The following is a 25,763-nucleotide window of genomic DNA, read 5'->3' as shown; positions in this document are numbered from 1 at the left end:
GATCCTCCGCTGGCTCCGCGCTGGCGTCATGGCCGCGCTGTTCGCGCCGTGCCTGCCCACCTGGGCGGCGGAACTGCCCTTCGCACAGCCACGGCCGGAGTTGTACACCGCCGGGCAGCCCAGCGCTGCCGAGCTGCAGCAAGCGGCCGCGGCCGGGATCACCACCGTGATCGACCTGCGCCAGCCTGACGAAGCGCGCGGCTTCGATGAAACCGCCGCGGCCGAACGCCTGGGGCTGCGCTATGTGCGCATCCCGGTCGCCGGTGCCGCCGGCCTGACCGACGCCAATGCGCAGGCCCTGCGTACCGCGCTGGCACAGAGCCAGGGCCCGGTGCTGCTGCACTGCGCCTCCGGCAATCGCGCCGGTGCGCTGCTGGCACTGCTGGAGGCGCGTGACGGTGCCTCGGTGGACCAGGCCCTGCAGTTCGGCCGCGAGGCCGGCATGACCTCGCTGGAAGCACCGACCCGTGCCCTGCTGGAGCAGGACGCCGCGCGTTGACCCTGCTCTTCTTCCCCCGCTTACTTCCCTGCTCTACAGGAGCCTGCCCACCATGACCCGCTGGTGGTCGCGCCTGCGACCGGACAACTTCACCCTCGCCCTGCTCTGCACCGTGCTGCTGGCGTCCTTCCTGCCGATGCATGGCGCCGCCGCGATGGTGCTCGACGATGTCACCGACGTCGCCATTGCCGCGCTGTTCTTCCTGCACGGCGCGCGCCTGCCACGGGAGTCGATCGTCGCCGGCCTGCTGCACTGGCGCCTGCACCTGACCATCCTGGCCTGCACCTTCGTGATGTTCCCGCTGCTGGGCCTGATGTTCAAACCGCTGGATGGCTGGCTGCTCACGCCCGAGCTGTACATCGGCGTGCTGTTCCTGTGCGCGCTGCCGTCCACTGTGCAGTCCTCGATCGCGTTCACCTCGATTGCCCGTGGCAACGTCCCGGCGGCCGTGTGCAGCGCCTCGCTGTCGAGCATCCTCGGCGTCTTCCTGACCCCGCTGCTGCTGGCCCTGCTGGCCGGCACCGAAGGCGGCATGCACAACCCCGGCCAAGCCATCGTCAGCATCATGCTGCAGCTGCTGGTGCCGTTCGTGGCCGGCCATCTGCTGCGCCCGTGGATCGCCCGCTGGGTAGAGAAGCAGCGCGCGCTGCTGCGCTATACCGACCAGGGCACGATCCTGCTGGTGGTCTACTCCGCCTTCGGCGAAGCCGTCAGTGAGGGGCTGTGGAGCAAGACGCCGCTGTTGTCGCTGCTCAGCGTGGCGGTGGTGGCAGCCGTGCTGCTCGGCATCGCGATGCCGCTGATCCGCTTCATCGCGCGCCGGCTGGGCTTCAACCGCGAAGACGAGATCACCATCCTGTTCTGCGGCTCGAAGAAGAGCCTGGCCACCGGCGTGCCGATCGCCAAGGTCCTGTTCGCCGGCGGCAGTCTCGGTGCGATCGTGCTGCCGATCATGATCTACCACCAGATCCAGTTGATCGTCTGCGCGATGATCGCGCAGCGGTATGCGCGTGATCCGGTGGAGCCGGCGACGGGTGAGGGAGGTAGTTGAGCGCGCTCGACCTCCTGCCGCGTAGAGCCTCGCCCTACGCGGCATAGCGGAACATCCCCAATCGCAAGCGGCTATTCCACCCACCGCGCCACGCTGAAGCGCGGTAGCCAGATCTGCAGATCGTATGACTGGTCCGAGCCCGTTCTCTGCAGCGGCGAAGGCCCGGTGTATGCCGGCAGTGATCGCGCGCCGCATTGCCGATGCTGTGTGCAGCCCCACGCCTCGCCGCTGCGCGCATCGACCCGCACCGCGTACGGCTGGAGATCGAGCAGCAAGGCGGTCATCGGCGGCCACGGCAGCCCCTCCGGCTGAGTGCGCATGGCATGCACATTCCCGGTGAGTACCAGCAGCCGCCCATCGGAAGGCAACGTTGCGTGGTGCGCGCGCAGTGCATCGGCCATCGCCGCATCACGCGCGCCGGTACCGGCCTGTGCCGCCGGCAGCACCTGGTCGAACCCAACGACCTGCACATCGTGGCCCTGCACGCGCAGGACCCGCACCGCCTCGATCAGCGACAGCGTGTCTTCATTGCGACGGCCGTCGTGCGGCTTACCGGCGGTGCGCCAGTAGGAGGTGGTGCGCACCGCCTGGCGTGCTGCGGCGTCACCGTTGGAGGCCAGATAGGTGGCCAGCCGGGCGTTCTCGGTGGCCGGCAGTTCCAGCCCAAGGTGCACGGGGGTGCCCTGTGCGACATAGGCCTGGACCAGTTCCTGCACGAGCTGCGGCATCTCACGCGTACCGTGCAGTTCGCCCAGGACCACGAGTTGGCTTGCGCCTGCCTGCCGCATGATCTGCGCGGCCTTGTCCTCTGCGGACGCTGCCGGTGCGGCATTCGCCGCACCCAACGCCATCCCGATCACCACGCCTGCCATCCAGCGCCATCGCTTCATGCCGTCACTCCCTGTTCGGTACAGAGGCAATGGCGGCGGCGAATCACCGATTCAAGGCAGCTATGCCAACCAGGGCAGCATCCAGTGATCCACCATCAGGAAGGCGAACAGCGCCATCAGGTAGACGATGGAATAGCCGAACATCTTCATCGAGAACAGTTCGTCCGGCGGATTCAGCATGCGCCACGCATACCAGAGGAAGACCGCGTTGAGCACGATCGCACCGCCGAGGTAGAACATGCCGCTCATGCCGAACACGACCGGCAGGATGCTGACGATGGCCAGGGCGATCGAATAGACCATGATCGACTTGCGGGTGTACGCCACACCATGGGTCACCGGCAGCATCGGGATTTCCGCCTTGGCGTAATCCTCGCGGCGGAAGATCGCCAACGCCCAGAAGTGCGGCGGGGTCCAGATGAAGATGATCAGCACCAGCAGCGACGCGTAGGCCCAGTCCCATGGGCCCTGCATACCGGTGATCGCCGCCCAGCCGAGCATCGGCGGGGTGGCGCCGGCGAGGCCGCCGATGACGATGTTCTGCGAGGTCGCGCGCTTGAGGTACACGGTGTAGATCACCGCGTACCCGATCAGCGAGGCGAAGGTCAGCACGGCAGTGATCACGTTGACCCAGACCACCAGGATCGTCATCGACAGCGCGATCAGCAGGCCGGCGAAGACCAGTACCTGCCATGGCTTGACCTTGCCCACCACCAGCGGGCGCCACGAGGTGCGCGCCATCTGTGCATCGATGCGCGCATCCAGCAGCTGGTTGATCGCCGCAGCAGCCGAGGCGGCCAGCCAGATGCCGAGGAAGCCGAGTGCGCCGTCCAGCGCCTGCTGCGCGGTCGGCACCCCGGGGATGGCCAGGAACATGCCGACGAGCGCGGTGAACACGATCAGCGCGACGACCTTGGGCTTGGTCAGATCCCAGTACTGACGGTAACTGGCCATGCCGTCAGCCCGCCTGCACGGCAGGGGAGGCCGCGCTGGCCTTGCCGCCCTCGGCATCCGGCGCGCGCAGGCGCGCCAGCAACGTCACCAGCACGAACAGCAGCGCCACGGCGCCCCCGCTGTGCGCGACGGCCACTTCCAGCGGCACCGCCAGCTTCACGTTGAGGATGCCCAGGGTGATCTGCAGCACCACCAGCAGACCCAGGGCGCTCGCCCAGCCGCGCATGCTCGGCAGTCGGAACAGGCGCACCGACAGCCACAGCAGGTACACGGCGACCACGATCGCCATCATGCGGTGCGCCATCTGGATCGCAATGCGCGAGGCGCCATCGAGCACCCCGCCTTCGTAATCCACGCCGATGCCGCGCCACAGGGTGAAGCCTTCCTTGAAGTCATGCGTCGGCCACCACTGGCTGACGCAGCGCGGGAAGTTGTCCAGCGAGGCGCTGCCGCCACCGCAGGCGAGTGCGGCGTAGTTGGCGCTGACCCAGCCGCCGAGGGCGATCTGTGCGACCAGCACGGCCACGCCGGCGCGGATCAGCCACTTCAGCTTGGGCGCTTCGGCCAGGGTGATCGGCATGTGCGTGGCACGCCACGCCATCCACACCAGCAGGCCGAACATCAGCATGCCGCCGAGCAGATGGCCCATCACCACGATCGGCTTGAGCAGCCAGGTGACAGTCCACATGCCGAGCAGCGCCTGGAAGATCACCACCGCCAGCGTCAGCAATGCGGCGCGGGCCAGGTCGATGTTGGTCCAGCGCAGTGCGGCGATCAGCAGGATCGCCTCGCCGATCAAGGCGATGATGCTCGCGGGGACGTGCATCCCCATCATGTACAGCGGTATGCCGGTCGCCACCAGCACACAGGCGGTGATCACCGCGGTGCTGCCCCAGCGACGGCGGCGCGTGGCCAGCAGCGCCAGGGTGAGGATCTCGATGCCGAGTGCACCGGCCAGGAAACGGTGCACCTGCTCGCGCCACGCCTTGTGCGTTTCCAGCGGGCGGATCTTGGCGGCCTCGTGGCCGATCACTTCCTCGGCGTGCTGCGGCCAGGTGACACGGCCATAGCAGGTCGGCCAGTCCGGGCAGCTCAGGCCCGCATCGGACAGACGCACGAACGAACCGAACATGATCGTACTGGCGGTCATGATCAGCGCAAACCACGCCAGACGGTGGAAATTGCGGTGCAGCACCGGGCGTGCGGAGAGGCTCATCTAAACGGAACTCACTTCAGTTTCAGCAGCGTGGCCAGGTCTTTGCGCAGACCGGCCATATCGAATCCCGGCGCGTACCGCATGATCACGAATCCATTGGGATCGATCACATACACAGGCGTGCCGGCGGCGTCATCCACGGCGGGCAACGCAGCACGCAGGTCCGGTTGGGCGCGCAGCGCGCGCAGTGCGGGCATGCCCTGGACCTCGGCCGGCGGCGTGCCCAGCCACAGGATCTCGACATTATCGGCGTTATGGCCGAACAGCTGCCACACCTTGCCCAATCCCTGCGACAAAGTGACGCACTCGCTGGTACAGCTGGCAGACGGGGCCACCAGGATCCGCCAGGTGCGATCGTTGGGGTTCCACGGGTATGGCTGACCATTGGCCAAGGTGGGCGGCAGCGCGCGCAGATCGGCCGGCGGCTGCAGCAACTCCCCGGTATTGCGGTGCGAGGTCGGCTGCCAGCCGGAGAAGCGCAGCACGCCCGCCAGCGCCATGGCGCCGAAGAACACGCCGAACAACGCGATCAGGGTCCAGCGGCCGCGTGAACGGGACGGCAGCCGGGCCGGGGAAGTGGCATTCATGGGCGGCATTTTCTCATGTTGAGCCGGTCAGCGCCGGGGAGTGCCACGCCGGCGGCGATGGCGACGGAATTCCAGGACCAGCGCGACCACCAGCACGGTCAACGCCAGTCCGAACCATTGCACGGCGTAGCCCAGATGGCGACTGGGCGGCAGGGTATTGGGGAGCAGCTCCAGATCGCGCGCGTAGCCGCTTGGCAGCGCCGGATCCAACCGCAGCACGCGCGCGCCAAGGCTGCCCGGCGGCAGCGACAGCGCGCGCGCCATGTCGTCAGGTGGCATCCGGCTGGCCAGCCACACGTGCGGCTGTGGCGCGGGCGACAGCGCCGGCCCCAGGGCCAGCCCGGTGGCCGGTGACGGCGCCAGCAGGCCGCGGATGGCCGTATGGCCGGTAAGCGGTGTGATCGATGGGATGACACGATCCGGCGGCATCGGCAGCCAGCCCAGATCGACCAGCACGCGTACGCCGTCATCACTCTGGAACGGCTGATACACCTTGAGGCCGGCGCGGCCTTCGCGGGTCTGGTTGTCGAGCAGGATCGTGCCCGGCAGGACGCGGCCGTGGTCGTCCACCCAGCGCAGCAGCGGCGGGGCGGCCTGGGCCTGGCGCAGCGTGAGCGACTGCGCGCGGGCGGGCACCTGCTGGGCCAGCAACGCCTCTTTGTCGTGCATGCGCTGCAGTTGCCAGCGGCCCAGCTGGCAGAACGCGAGGATGACCAGCACCGCGGCAATCCAGCCGATCAGGCGTGTGTGCTTGCGCATCATGACAACGCCGGCAAAACGCGGTGATATAGGCGCACCCGCCACGCCATCGAGCCGCGCATGAATGATTCGTTGAAGACCCTGCTGGTAATCGCGTTTCTGATCGTCATCGTCTGGAATCTGGGCGCCGGGCTGTATTACCTGCTGGTCGATCGCGGCCAGACCAAGCGCACCGTCAATGCCCTCACCCGCCGCATCGCGGTATCGGTGGCGCTGATCGTGCTGGTGGTCATCGGCATCTACAGCGGTTGGATCAAGCCCCACGGCATCGGCGGCTGAGGCCGCACCGGCGTCGATGCGGCAGGAGGTCGCACCGACGCTACAGCACGTACACGAACAGGAACAGCATCAGCCACACCACGTCGACGAAGTGCCAGTACCACGCGGCCGCTTCGAAACCGAAGTGGTTGTCGCGGGTGAAATGCCCCTTCGACGAGCGCAGCCACATCACCGCCAACATGACCGTGCCCAGCAGCACGTGCACGCCGTGGAAACCAGTGAGCATGAAGAAGGTCGAGCCGTAGATGCCCGAACCCAGGGTGAGGTTGAGTTCCTTGTAGGCGTGGATGTACTCCTCCGCCTGCAGGGTGAGGAAGCCCACGCCGAGCAGCACGGTGATGCCCAGCCAGACCAGGAGTTGGCGGCGGTGACCGGCCTTGAGCGCGTGGTGCGCGATGGTGAGGGTGACGCCGGAGGTGAGCAGGATCAGCGTATTGATCAGCGGCAGGCCCCAGGCCGGGATGGTCTGGAAATGGCCGCCGATCGCACCCGGGCCATTGGTCGGCCACGCCGCCGAATAGCCGTCCCACAGCAGCTCATTGGTCATCACGCCGTCGCCCGCGCCGCCCAGCCACGGCAGGCCCAGGTTGCGGGTGTAGAACAGCGCCCCGAAGAACGCGCCGAAGAACATCACTTCGGAGAAGATGAACCACACCATCCCCATCCGGAACGAGCCATCCACCTGGCGGTTGTAGCTGCCGGCCTGCGATTCGCGCACCACGTCGCTGAACCACCAGAACAGGGTCAGCACCAGCATCGCGATGCCGGCGTAGAAGGTCCACTTGCCCCAGCCGGAATCGTTGAGCCAGCTGGCCACGCCGACCATGGTCACCATCATCGCAATGGAACCGATGAACGGCCATTTGCTGTGCGTGGGCACGAAGTACACGTTCGCATCGGGGCTTTGCTGGGCCATGGTCTTGGGTCCGGTCCGGATCAGGGAGCTGCACGCGCGCCGGTCGGCAGGCTGGCCGGAGCCAGCTGCGCGGACAAGGCGTCGTTCTTGTAGAAGGTGTAGGACAGGGTGATCGTGGTGATGTTGGCCGGCAGGTCGGGATCGACGATGAAGCGCACCGGCATGTCGCGTTTCTCGCCGGCCTGCAGGGTCTGCGCGGTGAAGCAGAAGCATTCGGTCTTGCTGAAGTAGCCCGATGCCTTGGCCGGTGCCACCGACGGCACGGCGCTGCCGACCAGCGCGCGATCGCTGTCGTTACGCGCGTAATAGAGCGCCTCGTTGAGCTCGCCGGGCACCACGTCCATCGTCAGCTGTTCGGGATGGAACGCCCACGGCAACTTGGAATTCACTCCGCCATCGAACTCCACCCGCACCGTGCGCTTGCCGGTGGCGGCTGCAGTGCCTGCCGCCGCGCCGGGGCCACGCTCCAGGCGCACACCGAACACCTTCTCGCAGGCGATGCGGTACAGAGGCACCAGCGAGAAGGTCAGCACGAACACCGCCAGCGCCACCCCGATCAGGCGGGGCAGGCCCGCATGACGCGCGGGTGCCGGGCGCGGATCGCTCATCGCCCGATCACCCCGCTGAGGATGAAGCCGCCATAGACCATCAGCGCGACGATCCCGACCGCCCACGCGGTGCGATGCGCGCGGCGACGTTGCAGGGCCTGCTCATCCGGCGTGCGGGTTGTGCTGGTCATGAGCGGCCTCAATGGGTGATGTCGTCATGGGCCAGATCACCCGGACGGATGGTCGGCGGCGTGGTGAAGGTATGCGCCGGTGCGGGCGAGGGAATCGTCCACTCCAGGCCCCGTGCGCCTTCCCAGCAGCGGTCGGCGGCCTTCGCGCCGTGACGCAGCGAGTGCCACAGGATCGCGGCCATCATGAAGGGCGTGACGAACATGCCGAACGCGCCGATCGAGCTGATCAGGTTCCAGTCCGCGAAGGCCACGCTGTAATCCGGGATGCGTCGCGGCATGCCGGCCAGGCCGAGGAAGTGCTGCGGGAAGAACAGCAGGTTCACGAACACGATCGACCACCAGAAGTGCACCTTGGCCCAGGTCTCGCTGTACATGCGGCCGGTCCATTTCGGCCACCAGTAATACACCGCGGCGATCAACCCGAACACCGCGCCGGTGACCAGTACGTAGTGGAAATGGGCGACCACGAAGTAAGTGTCGTGGTATTGGAAATCGGCCACCACGATCGCCAGCATCAGGCCGGAGAACCCGCCGATGGTGAACAGGATCACGAAGGCCACCGCCCACAGCATCGGCGCTTCAAAGGTGAGCGAGCCGCGCCACATGGTGCTGACCCAGTTGAACACCTTCACCCCGGTCGGGATGGAGATGAGCATCGTGGCGAACATGAAGTAGATCTCGCCGCCCAGCGGCATGCCCACGGTGAACATGTGGTGGGCCCAGACGATGAAGGACAGGAAGGCGATCGCGGCGATCGCGTAGACCATGGCCTGGTAACCGAACAGCGGCTTGCGGCTGAAGGTGGGGATGATCTCGCTGACCACGCCGAACGCCGGCAGGATCATGATGTAGACCTCCGGGTGCCCGAAGAACCAGAAGATGTGCTGGTACATCACCGGGTCACCGCCACCTGCGGCGTTGAAGAAGCTGGTGCCGAAGAACTTGTCGGTGAGCAGCATCGTCACCGCACCGGCCAGCACCGGCATCACCGCGATCAGCAGGAAGGCGGTGATCAGCCAGGCCCAGCAGAAGATCGGCATCTTCAGCAGATCGATGCCGGGCGCACGCATGTTGAGCACGGTGGCGATGATGTTGATCGCGCCCATGATCGAGCTGATGCCGGCCACGTGGATGGCGAACACGCTGAAGGCCACGTTGTAGCCACCCTGCAGCGACAGCGGCGGGTACAGCGTCCAGCCACCGGCCGGTGCACCGCCGGGCAGGAACAGGGTCAGCAGCAGCAGGCTGAAGGCCACCGGCAGCAGCCAGAACGACCAGTTGTTCATGCGCGGCAGCGCCATGTCCGGCGCGCCGATCTGCAGCGGGATCATCCAGTTGGCCAGGCCGACGAAGGCCGGCATCACGCCACCGAAGATCATCACCAGCGCATGCACGGTGGTCATCTGGTTGAAGAACTCGGGCTTGACGAACTGCAGGCCCGGTTGCGCCAGCTCAGCGCGGATGATCACGCTCATCGCCGCACCGATGATGAACATGATGAAGCTGAAAAGCAGGTAGAGCGTGCCGATGTCCTTGTGGTTGGTCGAGAAGAACCAACGCTCGAAGAACCCCTGCTGATGCCCGTGATGCCCGTCGTGGTCAACTGCGGAATGCGCCATCGCAACTACACCTCACTGTATCCGGTGGTACCCGCATCCGCCGGCTGGCGGACGCGGCTCGATTTCAGGCGTTGCTGTCTGTTGCTGCCGCGGCAGGCTCGCTGGCCGGTGCCGGTGCCGGTGCCGGGGTGGCCTCGGCCGGGGCAGCCGGCGCGGGCGCCGGAGCGGCCTCCGGCGCAGGGGCCGGCGCAGGCTTCTTGGAGGCCAGCCATGTCTGGTAATCCTCCTTGGAGACCGCCTCGACCACGATCGGCATGAAGCCATGGTCCTTGCCACACAGCTCGGCGCACTGGCCGCGGTACACGCCGACCTGTTCGATGTTGGTCCAGGCTTCGTTGATGAAGCCGGGAATCGCATCCTGCTTCCAGCCCAGCGCCGGCACCCACCATGCGTGGATGACGTCGTCGGAGGTGATCACGAAGCGCACCTTGGTATCGACCGGCAGCACCAGGCGGTTGTCGACATCCAGCAGGTAATGCGGATGGCTGTCCCGGGTCGGCACCACGCCACTCTGGCGGACCCGGTCGGACTCACGGTCCAGGCGGCTGGTGAAGCTGACGTTCTCGCCGAGGTATTCGTACTTCCACATCCACTGATACCCGGTGACCTTGACGGTCATTTCCGAATCGCGGGTGTCGTAGAACTTGATCAGATTGGCCGTGGCCGGCCAGGCCATCACCACCAGGATGATCACCGGGATCACCGTCCAGATGACCTCGGCCTTGGTGTTGTGGCTGAAGGTGGCGGCCACCGCGCCCTTGGATTTGCGGAATTTGAAGATCGCGTAGAACAGCGCGCCGAACACCAGCACCCCGATCACGGTACAGACCCACAGCGAGAACAGGTTGGACTCCCACGCCAACCGCGAGCTCTGGGTCACGCCCTTGCCCATGTTCAATTGCCACGGTTTGGGGTCGGCCGCCTGGGCCCACGCCATGGCCGGCGCCAGCAGCGCGACCCCGCTCAACACTGACTTCCCGAACGTCCTGCCCCACTTTCTGCATTGCTTCATTGCCTAGACCCTTAGCGTCGTCGGTTGCGGCCGTCATTGGCCGCGAGCAAGCCTTCTAGTTTCTGAGCCAGTACCTGGCGTTCGGCCGGTGCGAGGAAACTCCCCACGTCCACCTGCCGACCGCTGGATGCCAGCCGGACTCTGCGCTCGTCGGCGATCAGCCTCACCCAGTGCGGGTGGGCGCTGAACACCGGCGAATGCCCGGGTGCGGGAATCACTTCCACACACGCCGGCACTACCCGGATCTCTTCCTGCCGTTCTCCACTGCGCCACACCGTGCGCAGCGCCACTGCCAGCAACACGCTGTACAGCAGAGCAAACACGGGGGCGAATACATTGCCGGTGAACCAGCCCAGGCCAGCCGCCAGCCACATCACCCCCGCCAACACCGCAAACAACAGGACGAACTGCCGGGCATCGAGCGCCCGTGGGGGGCGCAGCCGCAGTTGCGTCCCTGATCCGTCCGGAGCGATGAGCACCTCGATCATGTCGCAACCGCGTTTTTTCCTGCCGCGGGAAACGTCTCGATGGTAGCCCCGCTCTCCAGCGAGTAGCAAGGGTCCATTCACAGTTTCAGGAATGTTGCAATACAGCATTGCCTGCGGCGGCCGTTTTGACGAAAACAGCACAATAAATGGCGGGCGGGTCGAATCCGCCGAATCCCCCTGTATGAAAGGCGATGCGCCGCATGGGCGCGACCACGAAAAGCCCTTGACTCCCCCAGAAAACGATTAAAATGGTCAAGTTCTCCACGAGCCGACCGGCATGACTGCATCCTCTGTCCTTCCCCCTGCCCCGGCATCGTCCGGCGCCGCCCGCCCGCCGCTGCTGTCCCCCGAGCTGCCGGCCGTCCCCAACGCGTTCCGCCAGGCGATCACCGATGCCTGGCTGAAGGACGAGGCCACCCATGTGCGCGAGCTGCTCGAGCAGGCACGCCTGCCGGCCGCCGAGCAGGCCAAGGTGCAGGCCACTGCTGCCGACCTGGTCAAGCGCGTGCGCGTGCGTGCCCAGGACCAGGGCGCGATCGAAGCCTTCATGCGCCAGTACGATCTGGGCAGCGAAGAAGGCGTGCTGCTGATGTGCGTGGCCGAAGCACTGCTGCGCATTCCGGACCAGGAGACCGCCGACAAGCTGATCCGCGACAAGCTCGGCGATGCCGACTGGAAGAAGCACATGGGCGGCAGCGACTCGGTGCTGGTCAACGCCTCCACCTGGGGCCTGATGCTGACCGGCCGCCTGGTCCAGATCAACGATGCCACCCGCGCCGATGTGCCGGGCGCGTTCAAGCGCCTGATCGGCCGCGTGGGTGAGCCGGTGATCCGCCTGGCCGTGCGCCAGGCGATGAAGATCATGGGCCACCAGTTCGTCATGGGCCGCACCATCGACGAAGCGCTGTCGCGCTCGCACAAGGGCGACAACTCCAGCTACCGCTATTCGTTCGACATGCTCGGCGAAGGTGCGCTGACCATGAAGGACGCCAAGCGTTACCTGGAAGACTACCGTCGCGCGATCCACTCGATCGGCGGCGACCACAAGGCACGCGGCGGCCGTCCCGATGGCGACGTCAATTCGGCACCGGGCATCTCGATCAAGCTCTCCGCGCTGTACCCGCGCTACGAGCACGCCAAGCGCGCACGCGTCATGGCCGACCTGGTGCCGGGCGTGCTGGAACTGGCGCAGCTGGCCAAGTCGTACGGCATCGGCTGCACCGTCGACGCCGAAGAAACCGACCGCCTGGAACTGTCGCTGGACATCATTGAAGCCGTGGTCAGCGATGCCTCGCTGGCCGGCTGGGAAGGCTTCGGTGTGGTCGTGCAGTCCTACCAGAAGCGCACCCCGTACACGATCGACTACCTGGCCGACCTGGCCCGTCGCATCGGTCGCCGCCTGCAGGTGCGCCTGGTCAAGGGCGCGTACTGGGATGCGGAGATCAAGCGCGCGCAGATCGACGGCCTGCCGGCCTACCCGGTGTTCACCCGCAAGCAGAACACCGACGTCTCCTACCTGGCCTGCGCCAAGCGTCTGTTCACGCACAGCGATGCGATCTACCCGATGTTCGCCACGCACAACGCGCACACCATCGCGGCGGTGCAGGCGATCGCCAGGGGCGGCCAGTACGAGCACCAGAAGCTGCACGGCATGGGCGATGACCTGTATGCCGAAGTGGTGCCGGCCGACCGTCTGAACGTGCCATGCCGCGTGTATGCGCCGGTCGGTTCGCACGAAGACCTGCTGCCGTACCTGGTGCGTCGCCTGCTCGAGAACGGCGCCAATTCCAGCTTCGTCAACCGCATCACCGACGAGAACGTGGCCATCGACGACCTGATCCGCGATCCGGTCGAAGTGGTCTCCTCGTTCGCGTCCATCCCGCATCCGAAAATCCCGCTGCCGGTCGATCTGCTGCGCAGCCAGAACCATGACAGGAAGAACTCCATGGGCGTCAATCTCGCCAACGACAACGATCTGCGCGCCCTGGCCGAGCAGCTCAACGCCGCCGTGAAGCCGTGGCACGCCGCGCCGCTGGTGCCGGGTGCCAACCCGACCGGCGCACTGTTGAACGTGACCAACCCGGCCGACACGCGCCAGGTAGTGGGCCAGTGGCAACCGGCCGACAGCGCCACCGTCGAGAAGGCGCTGGCCAATGCCGTCGCCGCGCAGCCGGCCTGGAACCGCACCCCGGCCGCCAGCCGCGCCGCGATCCTGGAACACGCCGCCGACCAGCTGGAAGCGCGCATGCCCGAGTTCATGGCGCTGTGTGTCAAGGAAGCCGGCAAGAGCCTGCCCGACGGCATCGCCGAAGTGCGCGAAGCGGTCGACTTCCTGCGCTACTACGCCAAGCAGGCGCGCGAGCAGTTCGGCCACGCCGAAAAGCTGCCCAGCCCGACCGGTGAATCCAACGAACTGCAGCTGCATGGCCGCGGTGTGTTCGTCTGCATCAGCCCGTGGAACTTCCCGCTGGCGATCTTCCTGGGCCAGGTCAGCGCCGCGCTCGCCGCCGGCAACAGCGTGATCGCCAAGCCGGCCGAGCAGACCAACCTGATCGGCTACTACGCGGTGAAGCTGCTGCTCGACGCCGGCGTGCCCGAAGGCGTGCTGCAGTTCCTGCCGGGCGACGGCGCGACCGTCGGTGCCGCATTGACCGCCGACCCGCGCGTGGCCGGCGTGGCCTTCACCGGCTCCACCGACACCGCCCGTGCGATCAACCGCGCGATGGCCGCCCGCGACGCCGCCATCGGTGTGCTGATCGCCGAAACCGGCGGCCAGAACGCCTTCATCGCCGACTCCTCGGCGCTGCCGGAACAGCTGGTCAAGGATGCGATCGGTTCGGCCTTCACCTCGGCCGGCCAGCGCTGCTCGGCCGCGCGCGTGCTGTTCGTGCAGGACGACATCGCCGACAAGGTGATGACCATGCTGTCCGGCGCGATGGCCGAACTGAAGGTCGGTGACCCGGGGCTGCTGTCGACCGATGTCGGCCCGGTGATCGATGCCGACGCGCTGCAGATCCTCAAGGACCATGCCGTGCGCATGGAGAAGGAGGCGCGCCTGATCGCCGCTGCCACGCTCAGCGACGAAGCCGCGCACGGTACCTTCTTCGCGCCGCGTGCGTACGAACTGAAGACCCTGGACCAGCTGCACAAGGAAATCTTCGGGCCGGTGCTGCACGTGATCCGCTGGAAGGGCGACCAGCTCGATGCGGTGATCGACCAGATCAACGCCACTGGCTACGGCCTCACCCTGGGCGTGCATTCGCGCATCGATGAAACCGTCGACCGCATTTCCTCGCGCATCAACGTCGGCAACGTGTACGTCAACCGCAACCAGATCGGCGCGGTGGTCGGCGTGCAGCCGTTCGGCGGCCAGGGCCTGTCCGGCACCGGCCCCAAGGCCGGCGGCCCGCACTACCTGCTGCGCTTCGCCACCGAAAAGACCGTCACCGTGAATACCACGGCGGCCGGTGGCAATGCCTCGCTGCTGACCCTGGGCGACTGATCTCCGGCGTCATGCAGCAAACGAAAAACCCCGCGAAAGCGGGGTTTTTTGTGGGGCCCGGCACGCGCTTGGCGTTGCCGGCCAGCGGCCCGGATCACGGGCTTTCGATGGACTCGATCTGGTCCTGCATCAGCAGCTCGTTACCCATGTAACGCTCGAACTTTATGCGGCCGAAACCGGCGGCGTACCACGCCTCGATACGGCCGTCTTCGAAGGTCGCGGTGACGTGGCAGGTGTCCTTGAACGTGCGCGGCTGGCTGTCGACATCCGCTTCAATGTTCTCGAAACCGACGAAGGTGTAATCGGAAAAACCGTCGTAGTCGATCGGCTCGACGGTTTCGTCGACATGGTTGGTGCGCTCGCCCGCGCCGGTGAGCTCGAAACGATCGCCCGGCTTGGCGCTCTGCGGGAACGTCGGCGCCGGCTTGAAGGTGTCGGTCCGCGTGGGGCCGTCGCTGGACATGCTGTAACGCTCCTGGCCCAGCAGCTGGCGGCCGCTGATGTCATGGAACGTGGCCATCCCGATGCCACCACCGGCACTGTGCACCTTGAGGGCAGTCTGGCCGGCGAAGGTGACTTTTTCGATGGTCAGCGTTTCATCGGCGTTGGACCAGGACAGGCCCGGGGTCAACGTGAAACAGGCAGCGAACTCCGGCGCGGCAATGGCAGGCAGCGAGAGACCGGCCAGACCAATGGCGAGCGTGGAGCGCAGCAGCAGAGACGACATATACAGATCCTTGTCAGTAAGCACGGGACGGCAGGGCGCAGTCCGGGCGGGGATTGTACGTCGTGCTGGATGTCATTCCAGTGTTCATCGTTCCGGCCGCGCGGCGCGCGTGATCATGTCGATGCGACCTGCGATTGCAGATGCGCGTAACCGGCCGCCTGCACGAAGTCGTTCAAGTGCCACAGTCGGCCGTTGGCCGCCCAGTGGCCATCGGCGATATCGGTCATCACGATCGAACTCAGCAGCACGCGCGGATCGCCCGGTGCCACGCAACCGGCGATGGCGTCGTGCAGGTGCAGCGCGTAGTCGGCGCGTTGCTGCGCATCCAGCACGCCCTGCGGAATCCGCACCTCGACCTGGCAGGGAATGCCGCGTGCGCCGATATCCAGGCCGCCACACAGCCAGTGGCCGGCCGCGAGTTCCTGCAGCATCACCCAGCACAGCCGCTGCTGAGCTGGTTCGGCACCCAGGCCGCTGGCGCGGACGGCGGCGTCATGCACCGCCTGCAGCAGGCGTTGCCGGGTAGCGGCGTCGAACGCGTTGGCGGGAAGGGTGAGGGTGATGTTGGGCATGCGGATCGACCGGTTGCGTAAGGGGCCTCCATTGGAGCCGAACGCCACACCGCGCGACATCGGCCGATCCGACATCTTTCGTGCACAATCAGCCAATGCATGATTTCACTGTCATCGTCCTGCCGGGTGCGTTCGCCTCCAGCGTCGCGCTTACCTTGGACATCCTCACCACGGCCGCCACCCTCGCCCCGCGCCTGGGGCTGCCGGTGCCGCGCTGGCAGGTCTGCAGCCCAGCGCGCAGCGCTGTCCGCCTGGGAACGCACCTGCAGCTGCGTGCCGCGCCGATGCCACGCGTGGCCGATGCGCAGGCGTGCTGGATCGTGCCAGGGCTGGGCGTGGAGGATCCCGACGCCATCGCACAGCGGCTGGGTGCGCCCGACATCCCGGGGGTGGTGCGGGCGCTGCGCGCGCACGTGGCGGCGGGCGGGCGTGTCGCGGCCTCTTGTGCCTCTGTCTTCCTGCTGCACAACGCCGGGCTGCTGACCGGGCGCAGCGTGACCACCACCTGGTGGCTGGCCGGCGCGTTGCAGCGGCAAGCTCCGGAGTGCCAGGTCGATCCAGACCGCATGGTGATCGACGACGCGCCGCTGATCACGGCCGGTGCTGCGCTCGGGCACACCGATCTGATGCTGTACCTGCTCCGGCATCGCTTTGGCCCGGCGCTTCCCGATGCGGTGGCGAGGGCACTGCTGCTGGATCGTCGGCAGCTGCAATCGCCGTTCATGGTCCCGGCGATGATGGCGCAGGGCAACGCGCTGATCGCCTCGCTCACCGCGCATATCGAAGCTACCCTGCCGGCCACGGTCAGCGTCGGCGCGCTCGCCGCGCATGCCGGCATGTCCACGCGCACGCTGTCGCGACAGGTGGGCAAGGCGACCGGGCAAGGGCCGCTGCACCTGATCCGCAGCGTGCAGTTGAACCAGGCGCGCGCCCTGCTCGAGAACAGCCGCTACTCGGTGGAGACCGTGGCCGAGCGAGTGGGCTACCGCGATCCCACCGCGCTGCGCCGGCTGATGCGCAAGCGCCTCAACGCCACGCCGCGGCAGTTGCGCTGATCCGGTCCGCATTCTCTGCAGGCAACAAAAAACCCCGCTTTCGCGGGGTTTTCTGCTGCTGCGTTCAACCGATCAGGCGTTGATCAGAACTTGTAGTTGAACGAAGCGGCCAGCACGTCGCCACGGACCTTGTACTTGCCGTTGAGCGAGTTGCCCTGGTTGCCCTGGGTCGGCTTGACCAGGATGTTCGGCTCGCTGGTGAACAGGTGGGTGTAACCGAAGTTGTATTCGGTGTTCGCCGACGGGGTCCAGCCCACGCCCAGCGACAGCCACTTGCGGCTGGTATCCGGCACGCGGACGTCGCGGTGCGCGTCGGTGGTCGGGGTCTGGTCCAGCGCCACACCACCACGCAGGGTCACGGTGTCGCTCAGCTTGTAATCGGTACCCAGCGAGACGAAGGTCGTGTCGCGGTACGCGAAGTTCAGCTCCGAGTTCGGCTGGTTGGAGGCGAAGTCGATGGTGACCGTGTCGAACGCGGTCGACCACGCGGTGCGGGTCACATCACCCATGACGGTCCAGCGGTCATTGATGTTGTGGGTGACGCTCAGGGTGGCCGAGGCCGGCAGGGTCAGCGTGGCCTTGCCGCTGGTGTTGACGAACACGCCCGGCTGGGTCGCTGCCAGAATCGTCGCCGTACGGCCACCATCGTTGGGCAGATCAAAGTTGGCATCGCCGCCGGTGATCTTGTGCTCGACCTTGGAGCGGTAGCTGATGCCGATGTGGGTGTTCTCGTCCGGGCTGAACAAACCGCCGACGGTCCAGCCCACGGCGTTGTTGTCACCCTTCACGGTCGACTTGCCATCGGCGCTGCCCGGCGCGTAGCCCGGCACGCGACCGGCGAAGAGGGCGCCGAAGTCGACAGCCTGGCTCAGCTCGATGGTCAGGTGCTCGACGAACACGGACGCGCCGAAGGACACGTACGGGTTGACGTCGTAGGACGCGGCAAAGCCCAGGTCGATGGCCTTCATATCGGTCTTCAGACCGCTGTAACGGCCGACCCAGCCATTGTCATAATCGGTCTTGAAGCCGAACGGGGCGGTCAGCGAGACGCCGAAGTGGGCCTGCTCGCCGATCGGCATGTGGAAGTACGCGGCCGGAACCGGGGCGATCATGCCGGCGTCGCCGCCGTTACCGCCCGTCTGCGGCTGACCTGCGCCGTTGCGGCCGGTGCCCTTGTACTTGGCCGAGAAGCTGATCGCGCTCAGGTCGCCCTGGACCTGCATGCCCTCGAGCTGGCGCATGCCGGCCGGGTTGACGGCCATGATCGAGGCGTCGCCGGCGGCGCTGCCGGAACCGGCAAAGGCGCGGCCGAGGCCCTTGGCGCTGTTTTCCTTCAACTGGAAGGCGGCAGCGTTGACGTGGCCCACGGCCAGGACACCGGCGATGCCGACGGCCAGGGCGGTGACGCGGGCAAGAGTGGAAGCGGTATGCATTGTTGGTTCTCTCCGGAAAGCGGTGATGTTGGCAACGCGCGCCTGCGCCGCCCCTCCCCTTGATGGGTCAGGACAACGCGCCGGATTCCCCTCCCGACATACGACGCCGTATGCGAGTATACCGAGAGCGGTTAATGAAACAATAACGTAAGTCGCCCTTGTGGCTATTCATGCTGAACGCGACATATCCCCCTCAGGTCAGCCTCCGCGCTAGGCTAGTGCCCGCATGTTCGTGTCGACCCCCTCCCGCAAGAAAGCCGCCTACCGCTGGGCCACCCCCCTGCTGTTCGCCGCGCTGTGGGTGGCCTTCCTCTGGTCGATCTCCCGGCCGGACGATGCGCGGCGCAGCCTGTGGATGGACTGGGGCGCCCTCTCGACCGGCCTGACCCATCCGCTGGATTGGTGGGCGACCCTGCAGGACGGCAGCGTGCTGCGGCTGTTCACCGCGCTGTTCCTGCACGCGGACTGGTCGCACCTGCTGGGCAACCTGGTGTTCCTGCTGATCTTCGGGCTGCCGGCCGAACGCGTGCTGGGGCCGTGGCGGCTGATGCTGCTGTTCCTGGTGGGCGGGGCGATCTCGAATCTGACCGCCATCTACACCATGGGCAACCCGGACCAGATCATCATCGGTGCCAGCGGCGCGGTGTCGGCCTTGATCGGCGCCTACCTGGCCCTGTTCCCAGGCGCGCGGCTGGGCGTGGTGATCCCGCTGGGCCTGTTCCTGGAATTCGTCCGCGCCCCCGCCTATCTGCTGATCGGGGTCTGGGCGGCGCTGCAGGTGGTGTTCGCCTACATCGGCCCGACCTTCGGCATGGTGGCCTGGTGGGCGCATATCGCCGGCTTCGTGTTCGGGCTCGGCTATGGCGTGTATGTGCGCGCGGCGATCGCGCGGCGGCTGCGCAAGCGGCATGGGTTTTGAGGGCATGACCGGGAGCGGGTCGGCCGACAGATCGGCCAACGGGTAGTGCCGGCCGCTGGCCGGCTCCACGCAGGGTTGGATTCGAGTAGAGCCGGCCAGCGGCCGGCACTACCGGTCAGGGCTTGATCGGTGCCGTCGAGGCCGGGGCTTCCGGCTTGGCCGGTGCGGGCGTAGCCGGTGCAGCCGCAGGCTGTTCGGCCGGCTTGGTCTCTGCCGGCTTGGTCTCTGCAGGCTTCGTTTCTGCCGGCTTGACCGTTGCATCGGCAGGCTTTTCCACCGCTGCCGCTGCCGCCGCCGGCTTGGCCGCCGGCTTCTTCGCGGCCTCTGCCTTCTGCCGGGCCAGCACCGAACCGGGCTGCTTCAACTCGGCCAGCGCGTCATTGATCGGGCCATCGCCCGGCAGCACGTCACCGGCCTTGTAGCCTTCGGTGCCTTCTTCGTCACCGCGCAGGTGGCCGGGCAACGTGGCTTCGCTGTAATCGGTCAGGCTGGCCGGCAGGTCGTCATCGCCGGCGCGCTTCTCCGGCTGCAGCAGCACGTCGGGGATGATGCCCGTGGCCTGGATCGACTTGCCGCTCGGGGTGAAATATCGCGCGGTGGTGAGCTTCACCGAGTCACCGTTGTCCAGCGGCAGTACGGTCTGCACCGAGCCCTTGCCGAAGGTGCGGCTGCCGACCACGCGCGCGCGGCCGTTGTCGCGCAACGCGCCGGCCAGTACTTCGGAGGCACTGGCCGAGCCGGCGTCGGCCAGCACCACGACCGGCGCGCCCTTGAGCAGATCGCCCGGGGTCGCATCGAAACGGGCATCGCTGATCGAGATGCGGCCGCGGGTGCTGACGATGTTGCCCTTCTCGAGCAGATCGTCGGCCACCTGCACGGCGGCGGTGAGCAGGCCACCCGGGTTGCTGCGCAGATCCAGCACCAGGCCCTTGAGCTTGCCACCGGCCTGCTGCTGCAGCTGGGCAACGTGCTTCTGGAAATCGGCACCGGTGTCGGCCTGGAAGGTGCTCAGGCGGATGTAGCCATAACCAGGCTCCAGCATCTTGCTGCGCACGCTGGTGACGCGGATGGTCTCGCGGGTGACGGTGACATCGAACGGCTTGGGCTTGCCTTCGCGCACCAGGGTGAGCACGACCTTGGTCCCGGCCACGCCGCGCAGCGGTTCGGTGGCTTCGATCGCGCTGATCGGCTTGCCGTCGATGGCGATGATCAGATCGCCGGCAAGAATGCCCGCGCGTGCGGCCGGGGTATCGTCGATCGGCGAAATGACTTTGAGGCTGCTGTTGTCGGGCTGCTGCTGCAGCTCCACGCCGATGCCGTCGTAGGCGCCGTTGGCCTGCTCATCGAAGGCTTCGGCGTCTTCCTTGTCGAAGTAGGTGCTGTGCGGATCCAGGTCCAGCAGCAGGCCACGGATGGCGGACTGCATCAGCTTCTTGTCGTCGACCGGATCCACATAGGCGGCGCGCACCGCGTTGTAGACGGCGACGTAGCGGCGGATCTCTTCCAACGGAACCCGTGAGGTCACCGCTTCTTCCGTGGTGGCCGCATCGGCCCCGCGTGCCGGCGCTTCGGCGGTCTGCTGCGCCCAGGACACCGCGGGCAACAGGGCCAGCAGCAAGGTGGCGGAACGGGCTACACGCATGAAGCACTCCAGGATGAGCGGGGGACGGTTGACCACGCACGGGGGTGCGTCGCCCGATTATGCGCGAAGCGACGATAAATTCCCGTTGAACCCCGTGCCTGGCGGTGCCCCCGTGTTGGGCGCGGTTTATCGCCGCTGCAGCCAGCTGCCCGGGTCCACCGGCTGTCCATTGCGGCGCAGTTCGAAGTACAGCGCGGTCACGCCCTGGCCACCAGAATTGCCGACCTTGGCCACGGCCTCGCCCTTCTTCACCGTGGCGCCGGCATCACGCAGCAGCGTGTCGTTGTGCGCATAGAGGCTCATGTAGCCGTTGCCGTGATCCACGATCAGGATCATGCCGTAACCGGTCATCCAATCGGAAAACACCACCGTGCCATCTGCCACGGCGGTGATGGTGCTGCCGGCGGGCGCGCCGATCAGCACGCCACTGCTGGTGCGGCCATCGGGCAGCTTGCCGCCATAGCGGGCGAGCAGATTGCCCGACAACGGCCAGCCCAGACCGCCCACCTTGGGCGCGGGCGCGGAGGCAACCGCAGGGGGCGTCTTGGTCGCGCGCGGCGGCGGGCGCGTGCCGCTCGCAGCAGCGGCGCGATCAGCCTTCTCGGCGGCCGCCTTCTCCGCGGCGGCACGTCGCGCGGCAGCACGGCGCTCGGCCTCGGCACGGGCGGCGGCCGCACGCAGATTCGCGAGCAGTGTTTCCAATGCCTTGGCATCCTGGCCCAGGGCTTTTTCGCGCTCGCTGCGGTCTTTGTACCGCTCGTCCAGCGAGGCGACCGTGGCCGCCCGCTCGCGACGATCGTCGGCCAGCGTGGCAACCTGCTGTTTCTGCTGCTGGCGGGTGCCTTCCAGTGCCTTGCGTCGTTCGACGATTTCCGTCTCCACGCGCTGCAGTTCGGTGAGATCAGCCGTCAGTGACTGGATACGCTGCGCGCGCTCGCGCTGCAGATACCGGTGATAGGCCAGGCTGCGGTTCGCATCGGCGACACGGTCCTGCGACAGCAGCAGCTTCAACGGTGCGTTGTTGCCGATGCGGTACGCCGCGCGCAGCAGCGAGGCCAGTTCCGCGCGCTGCTGCTGCAGGCCGGCCTGCAGCGCATCGCGCTTGGCCTGCAGTTCGTTCATGGCGCGGGTTTCGCGCTGCAGTGCGGTTTCGGTCTGGGCCAGCACGCGCCCGGTGCGGGCGACCTTCTCATCGGCATCGCGCAGCTGGCGCGACGCCTGCCCGCGCTGACCTTCCAGATTCCGCCGCTCCTGGGCCACGCCCTTGAGCTCGCTGCGCAGTTTCTGCAGCTTGCGTTCGGCTTCCTTGGAGGATTGCGCAGCCAGCGGGCTGGCGCCGAGAACGGCCACGGCCAGCAGCAGCGCACGCAACGCCGGGGTCAGCCACTGCGTGCGACCGCGTCCGTCGGTCGGATTGTTATCCCGGCGTGAGGAAAAGGCGTTGTGGCGCAAGGGCTTTCCAGTGACTTCAGGCAGATGCGGATTGCAACGATGCATGGTGACATTCCTGCAGGCGGCCTGCCAGCCGCGCTCCACCATCGAGGTTCCCATGAAACGCTCCCTGCTTCCGCTGCTGCTGGCCCTGACGCTGCCCTGTGCGCCGGCCTTCGCAAGCGACAACATCAGCAAGGTCAACGGCAGCATCTCTGCCGAGGCCGGCCAAAGCTACGGCAATCTGGAGACGGTCAACGGCGGCATCAAGGTCGCCGAAGGTGCGGTCACCGGTCGCATCGAAACCGTCAACGGCGGCATCCGCGTGGCGGATCGCGCGCGCACCGGCGGCATTTCCACGGTCAATGGCAGCGTGCGGGTCGGGCGCGAAGTGGTTGCCAGTGGCGGCGTGGACACCGTCAACGGCGGCATCTTCCTGGATCGCGGCACCCAGATCGACGGCGGGCTGGAAACGGTCAACGGCAGCATCGGGCTGGTCGAAACGCGCGTGGCGCGCGGCATCGAAACCGTCAACGGCGACATCACCGTGGGCGTGGGTTCGCAGGTCGAAGGCGGGATCGAGGTCAAGAAGCCGAACTTCAACCTGTCGCTGACCCCCGGCCGCAAGCCGCGCGTGATCATCGGACCGAACGCGGCAGTCAACGGGTCGCTGCAGTTCGAGCGCGAGGTCACCCTGTATGTACACCGCACTGCCCGCATCGGCCCGGTCAGCGGCGCCGTGGCCGTGCCCTTCGATACCGACACCGCACCGCAGGATTGATATGGTGGTGACTGGTGCCGTGCGCACCCGCCTTTCCCGTTCCAGGAACCGATGATGCCCCGCAAACTTCTGTTGTGCCTTGCCGCTGCCGCTGCGTTGACCGCGTGCAAGGGCGAATCCGCCGCGCCCACCGCGGCACCCGCCACTGACGCGGCACCGACCGCGCCGGGCCATGCCTTCTCGCCCGAGATCAACGCCGGCGACTTCGCCGAGCTGGTCAAGACCCTGGCCTCGGATGAATTCGAAGGCCGCTCGCCGGGCAGCAAGGGCGAAGAGCTGACCGTCAATTACATCCGCGACCAGATGCAGCGCATCGGCCTGCAGCCCGGCAACGGCGACAGCTGGTTCCAGGACGTGGCGATGACCGAGACCACGGCCGATGAGTCGACCGTGTTGACGCTGGACCAGGCCGGCAAGACCCGCGAGCTGAAGTTCGGCACCGACATGGTGATCGGTACCCGCAGCGGCCAGCCGGACGTGAAGGTCGAGGCCAGCGACCTGGTCTTCGTCGGCTACGGCGTGGATGCGCCGGAGCAGAAGTGGAACGACTATGCCGGCCAGGACTGGAAGGGCAAGACGGTCGTGATGTTCGTCAACGATCCCGGCTTCCACGTCAACGACGAGACGCTGTTCGACGGCAAGCGCATGACCTATTACGGGCGCTGGACGTACAAGTTCGAAGAGGCCGCACGCAAGGGCGCCGCCGCCGCGCTGATCGTGCATGACACCGCCGGTGCATCGTACGGTTGGGACGTGGTCAAGAACTCGTGGGCCGGCCCGCAGTACGACCTGCCGGCCAAGGATGACCCGGAAGCGCGTCTGCCCGCACAGGGCTGGCTGAGCGCCGAGGCGGCACGCCAGCTGTTCGCCGAGGCCGGCCTGGATCTGGACAAGGCCTACAAGGACGCCAGCAAGCGCGGCTTCAAGCCGGTGCCGCTGAAGGCCAAGGTGTCCTTCGATCTGAAGAGCACCATCGCCGAGAAGAAGTCGCGCAACGTGGTCGGCGTCCTGCCGGGCAGCAAGCGGGCCGATGAAGCCGTGCTCTACATGGCGCACTGGGATCACCTGGGCAAGCACGAGGGTGAGCAGGGCGACACCATCTACAACGGTGCCGTCGACAACGCGACCGGCGTGGCCGGCATCCTGGAAGTCGCCGATGCGATGGTGCACCAGCAGCCGGCACCGGAGCGTTCGGTGGTGTTCCTTGCAGTGACGCTGGAAGAGTCCGGCCTGCTGGGCTCGAAGTACTACGTCAGCCACCCGACCTTCCCGCTGGACAAGATCGCCGGTGTGATCAACATCGATGCGATGTCGGTGGCGGGCCGTGCCAAGGACATGACCGTGACCGGCTTCGGCAGCTCCGAGCTGGAAGACATCCTCAAGCCGTTGGCCGCTAACCAGGGGCGTACCCTGCACGGCGAGACCGCAGTGCAGAGCGGTTTCTACTTCCGTTCGGATCACTTCAACTTCGCCAAGGCGGGGGTGCCAGCGCTGTATGCAGACGGGGGTGAGGATCTGCGTGACGGCGGTGTCGAAGCGGGCCGCAAGGCCGCCGAGGACTACGGCAGCCACCGGTACCACGGCCCGAAGGACGAGTTCGATCCGGCCACCTGGAAGCTGGATGGCACGGTTGAGGATCTGCAGCTGCTGTATGGGGTTGGCAAGGAACTGGCTGGCGGCGATCGTTGGCCGAACTGGTACGAAGGCAATCCGTTCAAGGCGGCACGCGATGCGATGATGAAGGGCAAGGGCGCTGAGACGCCGGCCCCGGAGTCTGCGCGCTAAGCGGTTGGTTGCTGTGACGTGATCTTTGCTTCATGAAAACGGCGCCTTTCGGGGCGCCGTTTTTTTTGGTTCTTTTCCCCTCCGCGTGACGAGCATGAAGCGCGGCAGCTTTCCAAGTGCGGCGGCGGCTAGGTTGGCCGGGCGGTGGGCCGCGATACCCTTGCCGGCGAATGTCCCCCCGGCCGCCGCCTTGCGGCGACGGCCTCCTCCTTGATTTCGCCCACAAGGGCATCGCGACCCACGTGTGCAGACCACTGGCGCCGCAAAGCGAGCTCCGGTCAGCGGTGCGCGTACCGCACGCGCAGCCCCGTAGCGGCCGGTAGGCTCCTGGGCAAAATCGAGGAGGAGGGCGTCGCCTGCAGGCGTCGGCCGGGGGACATTTGCCGAGGAGCCTACCGAACGCTGCGGGGTCCTCACGCTCGCGGAGGATGTAAGCGGAGACGCCACCATTCCCAAAACACAGAACCTACCGCCGCACTGGCCGCATACGCATGACCGTGCTCATCTGCTGTGGCACGTGAAATGAGACGCTCTCCTCCGTTGGGAGAAGGACAAAAAAAACCCCGCTGCGTGAGGAGCGGGGTTTTGGGTGTAAACCCTGGCGATGACCTACTCTCGCATGGCTTAGGCCACACTACCATCGGCGCAGCTGCGTTTCACTTCCGAGTTCGGGATGGGATCGGGTGGTGCCACAGCGCTAATTTCACCAGGGAGACGGTTGGAGCAGCGCGTTGCGCCAGCTCAGCAGAGGTCTCTTCCGAGAAACAGATACCTGCAAAAACCAGGTGCCTGCAATAAAAGAAAACCCCGCTGCGTGAGCAGCGGGGTTTTCGGGGTAAAAACCCTGGCGATGACCTACTCTCGCATGGCTTAGGCCACACTACCATCGGCGCAGCTGCGTTTCACT

At 66.7% G+C, this 25,763-nt stretch carries 25 protein-coding genes and 1 rRNA gene; 8 read left to right on the top strand and 18 right to left on the bottom strand.

The genetic code is table 11. The annotated features are described in order from the left end of the window. The first annotated feature begins 28 nt into the window (after nt 1-28). Both ABE472_RS15920 and ABE472_RS15915 read left to right on the top strand, forming a co-directional pair. The gene (locus tag ABE472_RS15920) at nt 29-499 is read left to right on the top strand and encodes a sulfur transferase domain-containing protein (RefSeq protein ID WP_346466616.1); all 471 of its coding nucleotides are present in this window, start codon (nt 29-31) and stop codon (nt 497-499) included. Between the two features lie 52 nt (nt 500-551). Continuing rightward, on the top strand, nt 552-1,550 hold the full coding sequence (locus tag ABE472_RS15915) for a bile acid:sodium symporter family protein (RefSeq protein ID WP_346466602.1): 999 nt from the start codon (nt 552-554) through the stop codon (nt 1,548-1,550). Nucleotides 1,551-1,621: 71 nt separating this feature from the next. Here the strand turns inward: ABE472_RS15915 and ABE472_RS15910 are convergent, their stop codons facing one another. The 5 genes from ABE472_RS15910 to ABE472_RS15890 are packed head-to-tail and all read right to left on the bottom strand — an operon-like array spanning nt 1,622 to nt 5,959. Further along, a complete protein-coding gene (locus ABE472_RS15910) occupies nt 1,622-2,440 on the bottom strand; it encodes a calcium-binding protein (RefSeq protein WP_346466601.1) in 819 nt (272 codons plus the stop codon). A 60-nt stretch (nt 2,441-2,500) separates the two neighbouring features. Next, on the bottom strand, nt 2,501-3,394 hold the full coding sequence (gene cyoE, locus ABE472_RS15905) for a heme o synthase (RefSeq protein ID WP_313212955.1): 894 nt from the start codon (nt 3,392-3,394) through the stop codon (nt 2,501-2,503). 4 nt (nt 3,395-3,398) lie between these two features. After that, nucleotides 3,399-4,610, bottom strand: coding sequence for a COX15/CtaA family protein (locus tag ABE472_RS15900; RefSeq protein ID WP_313220124.1), 1,212 nt, complete (start codon nt 4,608-4,610; stop codon nt 3,399-3,401). Between the two features lie 11 nt (nt 4,611-4,621). After that, nucleotides 4,622-5,197: a hypothetical protein gene (locus ABE472_RS15895; protein WP_346464581.1), complete on the bottom strand. Its 576-nt coding sequence runs from the start codon at nt 5,195-5,197 to the stop codon at nt 4,622-4,624. Between the two features lie 27 nt (nt 5,198-5,224). After that, on the bottom strand, nt 5,225-5,959 hold the full coding sequence (locus tag ABE472_RS15890) for an SURF1 family protein (protein ID WP_346466600.1): 735 nt from the start codon (nt 5,957-5,959) through the stop codon (nt 5,225-5,227). 57 nt (nt 5,960-6,016) lie between these two features. On the opposite strand from ABE472_RS15890, the gene ABE472_RS15885 reads away from it, so the two are divergent. Continuing rightward, the gene (locus tag ABE472_RS15885; RefSeq protein WP_019185993.1) at nt 6,017-6,235 is read left to right on the top strand and encodes a twin transmembrane helix small protein; all 219 of its coding nucleotides are present in this window, start codon (nt 6,017-6,019) and stop codon (nt 6,233-6,235) included. Nucleotides 6,236-6,275: 40 nt separating this feature from the next. On the opposite strand, the gene ABE472_RS15880 is transcribed toward ABE472_RS15885, so the two are convergent. The 7 genes from ABE472_RS15880 to ABE472_RS15850 form a co-directional block, all read right to left on the bottom strand. Further along, nucleotides 6,276-7,151, bottom strand: a complete 876-nt coding sequence (locus ABE472_RS15880; RefSeq protein WP_152153731.1) for a cytochrome c oxidase subunit 3 — start codon at nt 7,149-7,151, stop codon at nt 6,276-6,278. A gap of 20 nt (nt 7,152-7,171) precedes the next feature. Further along, nucleotides 7,172-7,759, bottom strand: coding sequence for a cytochrome c oxidase assembly protein (locus tag ABE472_RS15875; protein WP_121042251.1), 588 nt, complete (start codon nt 7,757-7,759; stop codon nt 7,172-7,174). Continuing rightward, a complete protein-coding gene (locus tag ABE472_RS15870) occupies nt 7,756-7,890 on the bottom strand; it encodes a hypothetical protein (RefSeq protein ID WP_259462181.1) in 135 nt (44 codons plus the stop codon). The genes ABE472_RS15875 and ABE472_RS15870 overlap by 4 nt, the downstream gene beginning before the upstream one ends. A gap of 8 nt (nt 7,891-7,898) precedes the next feature. Then, nucleotides 7,899-9,509: a cytochrome c oxidase subunit I gene (gene ctaD, locus ABE472_RS15865; protein WP_019185997.1), complete on the bottom strand. Its 1,611-nt coding sequence runs from the start codon at nt 9,507-9,509 to the stop codon at nt 7,899-7,901. Nucleotides 9,510-9,573: 64 nt separating this feature from the next. Further along, nucleotides 9,574-10,521: a cytochrome c oxidase subunit II gene (gene coxB / locus ABE472_RS15860; RefSeq protein WP_346466599.1), complete on the bottom strand. Its 948-nt coding sequence runs from the start codon at nt 10,519-10,521 to the stop codon at nt 9,574-9,576. Between the two features lie 11 nt (nt 10,522-10,532). After that, entirely contained in the window at nt 10,533-11,009 is a 477-nt protein-coding gene (locus tag ABE472_RS15855; RefSeq protein ID WP_070426473.1) for a DUF2244 domain-containing protein, read from the bottom strand. 85 nt (nt 11,010-11,094) lie between these two features. Beyond that, nucleotides 11,095-11,274, bottom strand: coding sequence for a hypothetical protein (locus tag ABE472_RS15850; RefSeq protein WP_313212743.1), 180 nt, complete (start codon nt 11,272-11,274; stop codon nt 11,095-11,097). Nucleotides 11,275-11,286: 12 nt separating this feature from the next. Between ABE472_RS15850 and putA the strand changes: the two genes are divergently transcribed. Then, nucleotides 11,287-14,511 carry a bifunctional proline dehydrogenase/L-glutamate gamma-semialdehyde dehydrogenase PutA gene (gene putA, locus ABE472_RS15845; protein WP_346466598.1) on the top strand — a complete coding sequence of 1,075 codons (3,225 nt, stop codon included), beginning with the start codon at nt 11,287-11,289 and terminating at the stop codon, nt 14,509-14,511. Between the two features lie 94 nt (nt 14,512-14,605). Here the strand turns inward: putA and ABE472_RS15840 are convergent, their stop codons facing one another. Together ABE472_RS15840 and ABE472_RS15835 are read right to left on the bottom strand one after the other, a co-directional pair. Next, entirely contained in the window at nt 14,606-15,238 is a 633-nt protein-coding gene (locus tag ABE472_RS15840; RefSeq protein WP_313212745.1) for a hypothetical protein, read from the bottom strand. Between the two features lie 113 nt (nt 15,239-15,351). Then, nucleotides 15,352-15,810 (bottom strand): hypothetical protein, encoded by a 459-nt coding sequence (locus tag ABE472_RS15835; protein WP_313212746.1) that lies wholly within the window; start codon nt 15,808-15,810, stop codon nt 15,352-15,354. A gap of 95 nt (nt 15,811-15,905) precedes the next feature. Between ABE472_RS15835 and ABE472_RS15830 the strand changes: the two genes are divergently transcribed. After that, nucleotides 15,906-16,865, top strand: coding sequence for a helix-turn-helix domain-containing protein (locus ABE472_RS15830; RefSeq protein ID WP_346466597.1), 960 nt, complete (start codon nt 15,906-15,908; stop codon nt 16,863-16,865). Nucleotides 16,866-16,948: 83 nt separating this feature from the next. Here the strand turns inward: ABE472_RS15830 and ABE472_RS15825 are convergent, their stop codons facing one another. Next, a complete protein-coding gene (locus ABE472_RS15825; RefSeq protein ID WP_346466596.1) occupies nt 16,949-18,298 on the bottom strand; it encodes an outer membrane protein transport protein in 1,350 nt (449 codons plus the stop codon). A 226-nt stretch (nt 18,299-18,524) separates the two neighbouring features. Between ABE472_RS15825 and ABE472_RS15820 the strand changes: the two genes are divergently transcribed. Beyond that, nucleotides 18,525-19,217, top strand: coding sequence for a rhomboid family intramembrane serine protease (locus ABE472_RS15820; RefSeq protein WP_313212749.1), 693 nt, complete (start codon nt 18,525-18,527; stop codon nt 19,215-19,217). A gap of 115 nt (nt 19,218-19,332) precedes the next feature. On the opposite strand, the gene ABE472_RS15815 is transcribed toward ABE472_RS15820, so the two are convergent. Continuing rightward, nucleotides 19,333-20,859, bottom strand: coding sequence for a S41 family peptidase (locus tag ABE472_RS15815; protein ID WP_346466595.1), 1,527 nt, complete (start codon nt 20,857-20,859; stop codon nt 19,333-19,335). 126 nt (nt 20,860-20,985) lie between these two features. After that, a complete protein-coding gene (locus ABE472_RS15810) occupies nt 20,986-22,410 on the bottom strand; it encodes a peptidoglycan DD-metalloendopeptidase family protein (protein ID WP_313212751.1) in 1,425 nt (474 codons plus the stop codon). On the opposite strand from ABE472_RS15810, the gene ABE472_RS15805 reads away from it, so the two are divergent. Next, on the top strand, nt 22,409-23,071 hold the full coding sequence (locus ABE472_RS15805; protein WP_313212752.1) for a hypothetical protein: 663 nt from the start codon (nt 22,409-22,411) through the stop codon (nt 23,069-23,071). The genes ABE472_RS15810 and ABE472_RS15805 overlap by 2 nt on opposite strands. 54 nt (nt 23,072-23,125) lie before the next feature. Further along, on the top strand, nt 23,126-24,856 hold the full coding sequence (locus ABE472_RS15800) for a M28 family metallopeptidase (protein WP_346466594.1): 1,731 nt from the start codon (nt 23,126-23,128) through the stop codon (nt 24,854-24,856). Between the two features lie 596 nt (nt 24,857-25,452). Here ABE472_RS15800 and rrf read toward each other — a convergent pair. Continuing rightward, nucleotides 25,453-25,567 (bottom strand): 5S ribosomal RNA (gene rrf, locus ABE472_RS15795). Between the last annotated feature and the right edge of the window lie 196 nt (nt 25,568-25,763).

The sequence above is a fragment of the Stenotrophomonas sp. TWI809 genome, assembly GCF_039673205.1.
Taxonomy (GTDB): Bacteria; Pseudomonadota; Gammaproteobacteria; order Xanthomonadales; family Xanthomonadaceae; genus Stenotrophomonas.
The sequence above is the reverse complement of the archived record's forward strand: the minus strand, read 5'-3'. Positions and strand labels throughout refer to the sequence as shown.